Genomic DNA, 5,342 nt, shown 5'->3' with positions numbered 1-5,342 from the left:
AGCAAAAGCAGATACTTCCCAAGAAGCTCCCGTTTCTAAAAGCGGGAGTAGTTCAAAAAATAAATAAAATAAAGAGAGAAGGGAAAAAATGAATAAAATTGCATTGGTTGTAGATGATGCATCGTATATTAGAGAAGATATAAAAGATATTCTTGAAGAAAAAGGATATAAGGTATACGAAGCAAGTGATGGATTAGAAGCTGTAGAAATGTATAAAAAGGTAAGGCCTTCAGTTGTAACGATGGATATAAATATGCCAAGAATGCACGGATTAAAAGCTGCACAAATCATTACAGATTTTGATAAAGAAGCAAAAATTATGATTTGCAGCACAATGGTTATGTTTCCTAATTATATGAAAATGGGAAAAGAAGCAGGAGCAAAGGCATTTTTATCAAAGCCTTTTAATGAAGTAGAATTTATGAATGAATTTTCAAAATTATTTTCATAAAAATTATTGAAGTGTAATAACGAGTAATTTTAAAAGCAATAAAGTTAAAAGATACCATAGTAATTAGATTTTGACAAAAATATAATGAGAGAAGGAGAAAATAAAATGTTTAAAGCTGTTATAAGTGACTTGGATGGCACACTTTTGAATGCAGAACATAAAGTAGGTGAATTTACTAGAGAAACAGTAAAACTATTATTAAAAAAAGGGATAAAGTTTTATATTGCAACTGGAAGAAATTATTTAGGAGCAAAAGAAGCTATGGATGAGCTTGGAATAAAAGTTCCGCTTATTACTTCGCATGGATCTGCTGCTTTTGATGAAAATGGAAATGAGATTTTTTCAAATAGACTAAAAAGAGAATATTTAGATAAAGTTTTGGATATTGATTACAAGTCGTTTGGAAAAGATATAATTATAACAGGATATTCAGGACCAAACTGGTTTGTTACTGAAGATTTGAGAGAATATTTTTATAATAAAAAGCCTGACAGAACTAGATATCCAAAACAGATTACTCCTGAAGAGTTTAGAAAACATGATTTTGCAAAAATATTTTTTCTTGGAGAAAAACATAGTGAGCTGCTTGCTCTTGAAAGTGAAATAAAAAAAGCTGTTGGTGAAGGAAATGTAAGTCTTTTATTTGCAAATAAAGGAAGTCTTGAAGTCTTTTCTGCAAGCTGTAATAAGGCAAAGGCAGCTGAAACAGTATTGAAAAGGGATGGATTGACATTGAATGATGCTGTTTCATTTGGGGATGGAGTAAACGACTATGACTTGATAACAGAAACTGGACTTGGATTTGCAATGGGAAATTCGATTTATCTTCTGCTTGAAAAGCTGACAGATACTGAAATTATTGGAAGTAATGCTGAAGATGGAATGGCAAAAAAACTTAGAGAAATATTTGATTTATAAAAATATTTATTGATGAGATTTTATAGACTTTTATAAATGACTAAAATAAGAGAATAGGAAAGGAAATATATGTATAAAGCAGTTATAAGTGATTTAGACGGAACTTTGTTATGTAAAGAGCATGAAGTTACAAAATTTACAAAAAATATAATTGAAAAAATAATAAAAAAAGGAATAAAATTTTATATTGCTTCAGGAAGAAATTATGATCAAGTTGGTTATGTAACAAAGCCCCTTGGAATAAAAATTCCTATTATTACGGCAAATGGAGCGAGAATTTTTGATGAGAACGGGAATATGATCTATGAAAAGGGATTGTCAAAAGAAGCAGCACAAGCAATATTGGGACTAGATTATGAAAGCATAGCCGAAGGCTCACATTTAAACATCTTTTCGGGAAATGACTGGATTATTACAGAAGGAACAGCTCAAAAAGTATATGACAGAATTTCAAAATATGTAAAAGTTGATTTTAAGGAAGTTCCAAAAGATGAATTAAAAAACTTGGATATATTGAAAATATTTTATATTGGAGAACACGAACAGCTTATAAATTTGGAAAAAGCAATATTGAAAATAAGAAATGATGTAAACGTTATTTTTGTTAATGACTATTGTATGGAAATTATGGCAAAAGGAGCAAATAAAGGGGCAGCGGCAAAATTTCTGCTGGAAAGAGAAGGATTGGAATTGAAGGATGCAGTAGCCTTTGGTGATGGTGAAAACGATTTTGAAATGCTTACAATGGTTGGAAAAGGTTATGCAATGGGAAATTCCATTGACAGATTAAAAAAATTGTTGCCAAAAGATTTTGAATTTGTTGGATCCAATAAAGAAGATGGAGAAGCTATAAAATTACAGGAATTGTTTTTGGAAAGAGCAAAAAATATTTAATAATAAAAAATATATTATACTAAGCTCTGTTTAAAAAAGAAGTTATATTTTATATTATTTACCTAAACAAGGGGTTTTGACCCCTTGCCCCTTGTAGATAAATTTATAACCAGTTTGTTATTTAAAAGGGAAATATAGCAAAGCTGATTTAAAATTAAACTCAAAAGCTATTATTTTATTCAATCTCTAAGTTTATATGATTTTTAATAGTCTAATTTTGAATGATTAGATAATCTTAAAGTTGAATACTTAAAAATTGAATATCTAAAATTTTTTAGAATTACAATATCAAAATTTATTCACAAATATGTAAATTTCTAATTTTTAGTAGAAATTGCATCCACATCGTATTGTTTCAATTCACCTTGAGAATTATTTTTTAAGTCATAATAAGCTGCAACTCCTATCATAGCTGCATTATCAGTACAATATTCCATTTTTGGAAAATGGACTTGAATTTGTTCATTTTTATCAGTTTTTAAATTTGTGAATTCTGAAAATTTTTCACGAAGCCGTTTATTTGCAGAAACACCGCCTGCAACAAGTATTGTCTTCACATCTTTTTCCTTTACAGCCATTAAAATTTTATCATATAGCACATTTACGATAATTTCCTGAAGTGATTTTGCAATATCTTCTTTTGAAAATGGATTACCTTTCATATTTTGAGTATTTACATAGTTAGTTATAAAAGTTTTTATTCCGCTAAAACTAAAATTATAGCCGTCAACTTTTGGTTTTTTTATTTTTAGAATATCTTTACCATTTACTGACAGTCTATCAATATGCGGACCTCCTGGATATTCTAGCCCCAATATTCTTGCAATTTTGTCATAAGTCTCTCCAACAGCGTCATCTAACGTTTCACCAAGCAAATCAGTAATTATTTTTCCATTTTCTTCATAAATGTAGTATAAATTTGTATGTCCGCCTGATACAACTAGCGATATTGCAGGCAATTTTACATCATTGTCAATAAAACTTGAAAAAATATGCCCATTAATATGATTTACTGGAATTAATGGAATGTTATTGGCATAGCTTAGAGATTTTGCAAACATTAAGCCTACAAGCAAAGACCCGATAAGTCCAGGAGTATTTGTTACTGCGATATAATCAATATCGCTTAATTTACAGTTGGCTTTTTCTAAAGCTTCGGTAAATACTGGTAAAATATTTTCTATATGATGCCGTGATGCAATTTCAGGCACTACACCGCCAAATTCCTTGTGAATATCAATTTGTGTGGAAATAATGTTACTTAAAATTTTTTTTCCATTCTCAACAACTGCAACAGAAGTTTCATCACAAGATGATTCAAATGCAAGTATTTTCATAATTTTTCTCTCTTTCTTTTTGTGTTTTTTTATTTTTTGTATAAAATTATTTGATAATTTATAACAATTTTGTTAGCTATGTTCGATAAACTAAATTTTTTTCTATACAAGGGTTAAAATCCCTTGCTTCAGGATATTTATTTTATTAAATTCTAAATTTATATAGTTATCAAACAGGTCTATTAATTGTATTCTTTAATAATTTTATTAAATACGGTTTCTACTGAGATTCCAGTCATACAATCTGCATATTTTTTTGAAAATTTATTGTCTCCGTAAAGTGAATGTGGCGGACAGCTTGGATTATTCAGTAAAAAAGTATTTTTTTCAAAGGAAAATAATTTTGGATCAGTCGGTCCAAAAAATACAAAAGTCTTGGCTTTTACAGCTCTAGCTATATGAAATGGGCCGGAGTCGTTTGCAACAGCCACTTTTGCATATTTTAGCAGTATTCCGCTTTCCTTGAAGGAAATTTTCCCGCACAAATCAATAACTTGTCCATCTTCATCAGCTTTTACAACATTTGCATCTTCTTTTCCGCCAATCACAAAAATTCTTAATTTTTCCTTATTATTTACAAATTTATTTTTATTTTTCAAAATTTTTTTTGCCAATTCATCATAATAAGGCCACTTTTTCGTAAATTTAGAGGCTCCAGGAGCTAACACAAAATAATTTCCATTTTTCAAATCATATTTTTTTACAAATTTTTCTTCCATTTTTTTATCAATATAAAATTCTAGATTATCTCCAAGTCCATTTTTTATGTTTTCATCTAAAAAATTTATTCCCAATTTTTTTAAAGCTGTAAAATAACTCTCAACAATAGTACAATCTGCATTATAAGTTATAAGTTTTGATTTTACAAGAATAGTTTTCCACCATTTTCTTTTTTTATATCGGCAATAGTGAGTATGCTTATTTTCAAGACTTTTTCCAATAATTCTAGACAAAAATTTAGAATGAAGATCGATGATATAATCATAATTTTCCATTTTTAGATTATTTATCGTATCTTTTATATATTTTCGATCTTTACTTTTCTTTTTATCAAAAATTATCAAATTCCTAATTTCAGGATTTAATGAAATTGCTTCAGAAAAAGTGTTGTAAACTACAAAATCTATTACAGCCTTTGGATATTTTTCTCTAATTGCCCTTATTACGGGAGTTGTAAGCACTACATCTCCAAATGAGCTAAATCTTATTATTAATATTTTCATATTTTTTCCTCTTCTAAAGTATAATATTTTACTCGATTTCTTTAATATCAAAATAAATTTAAGTAAAGATTTGAGCAAAATATCTATAAGTTTTTAAATTTTGATTTATGTTACTTTATGTTACTTTATGTTATTTTATAATTTAAAACTATTATTAGTCAAGTGTTTTTCTTTCTAAAAATAGAAATTATATTTTATTTATTTTCTGACAAGGGGTCTTACCCCCCTTGCATAGTAGAAATTATAACAAATCTATTATTTTAATGGAAAATAGTATAAAATAAAAAAATGTAGCTATTTAACTACATTTTATAAAAAAAAAATACCTACATTAATTGCAAGTATGGCTTAATTAATATAATGGTGCCTAGAAGAAGATTCGAACTTCCGACCCTACGGGTATGAACCGTATGCTCTAGCCAACTGAGCTATCTAGGCATTTGGTGGCGGGAGCTGGATTTGAACCAACGACCTTCGGGTTATGAGCCCGACGAGCTACCATGCTGCTCTATCCCGCGA

The 5,342-nt window shown here is 28.6% G+C and carries 5 protein-coding genes and 2 tRNA genes; 3 read left to right on the top strand and 4 right to left on the bottom strand.

The window, feature by feature from the left end:
• Positions 1 to 88: 88 nt before the first annotated feature.
• The 3 genes from ACO409_RS10115 to ACO409_RS10105 all read left to right on the top strand — a co-directional run bounded on the left by ACO409_RS10115 (position 89) and on the right by ACO409_RS10105 (position 2,263).
• On the top strand, positions 89 to 451 hold the full coding sequence (locus ACO409_RS10115) for a response regulator (RefSeq protein WP_485556917.1): 363 nt from the start codon (positions 89 to 91) through the stop codon (positions 449 to 451).
• A gap of 105 nt (positions 452 to 556) precedes the next feature.
• Positions 557 to 1,369, top strand: a complete 813-nt coding sequence (locus tag ACO409_RS10110; protein WP_485556915.1) for an HAD family hydrolase — start codon at positions 557 to 559, stop codon at positions 1,367 to 1,369.
• Between the two features lie 69 nt (positions 1,370 to 1,438).
• On the top strand, positions 1,439 to 2,263 hold the full coding sequence (locus ACO409_RS10105; protein WP_485556913.1) for a Cof-type HAD-IIB family hydrolase: 825 nt from the start codon (positions 1,439 to 1,441) through the stop codon (positions 2,261 to 2,263).
• A 317-nt stretch (positions 2,264 to 2,580) separates the two neighbouring features.
• Here ACO409_RS10105 and tsaD read toward each other — a convergent pair whose 3' ends face one another.
• From tsaD to ACO409_RS10085, 4 genes are all read right to left on the bottom strand, one after another.
• Positions 2,581 to 3,600: a tRNA (adenosine(37)-N6)-threonylcarbamoyltransferase complex transferase subunit TsaD gene (gene tsaD, locus ACO409_RS10100; protein WP_485556911.1), complete on the bottom strand. Its 1,020-nt coding sequence runs from the start codon at positions 3,598 to 3,600 to the stop codon at positions 2,581 to 2,583.
• 182 nt (positions 3,601 to 3,782) lie between these two features.
• Complete coding sequence (locus tag ACO409_RS10095; protein WP_485556910.1) at positions 3,783 to 4,823, bottom strand: glycosyltransferase family 9 protein; 1,041 nt, start codon at positions 4,821 to 4,823, stop codon at positions 3,783 to 3,785.
• A 361-nt stretch (positions 4,824 to 5,184) separates the two neighbouring features.
• Positions 5,185 to 5,261, bottom strand: a tRNA-Met gene (locus ACO409_RS10090).
• A gap of 3 nt (positions 5,262 to 5,264) precedes the next feature.
• A tRNA-Met gene (locus ACO409_RS10085) sits at positions 5,265 to 5,341 on the bottom strand.
• Position 5,342: the final 1 nt, after the last annotated feature.

The sequence above is a fragment of the Leptotrichia sp. genome (assembly GCF_057270615.1).
The sequence above is the reverse complement of the archived record's forward strand: the minus strand, read 5'-3'. Positions and strand labels throughout refer to the sequence as shown.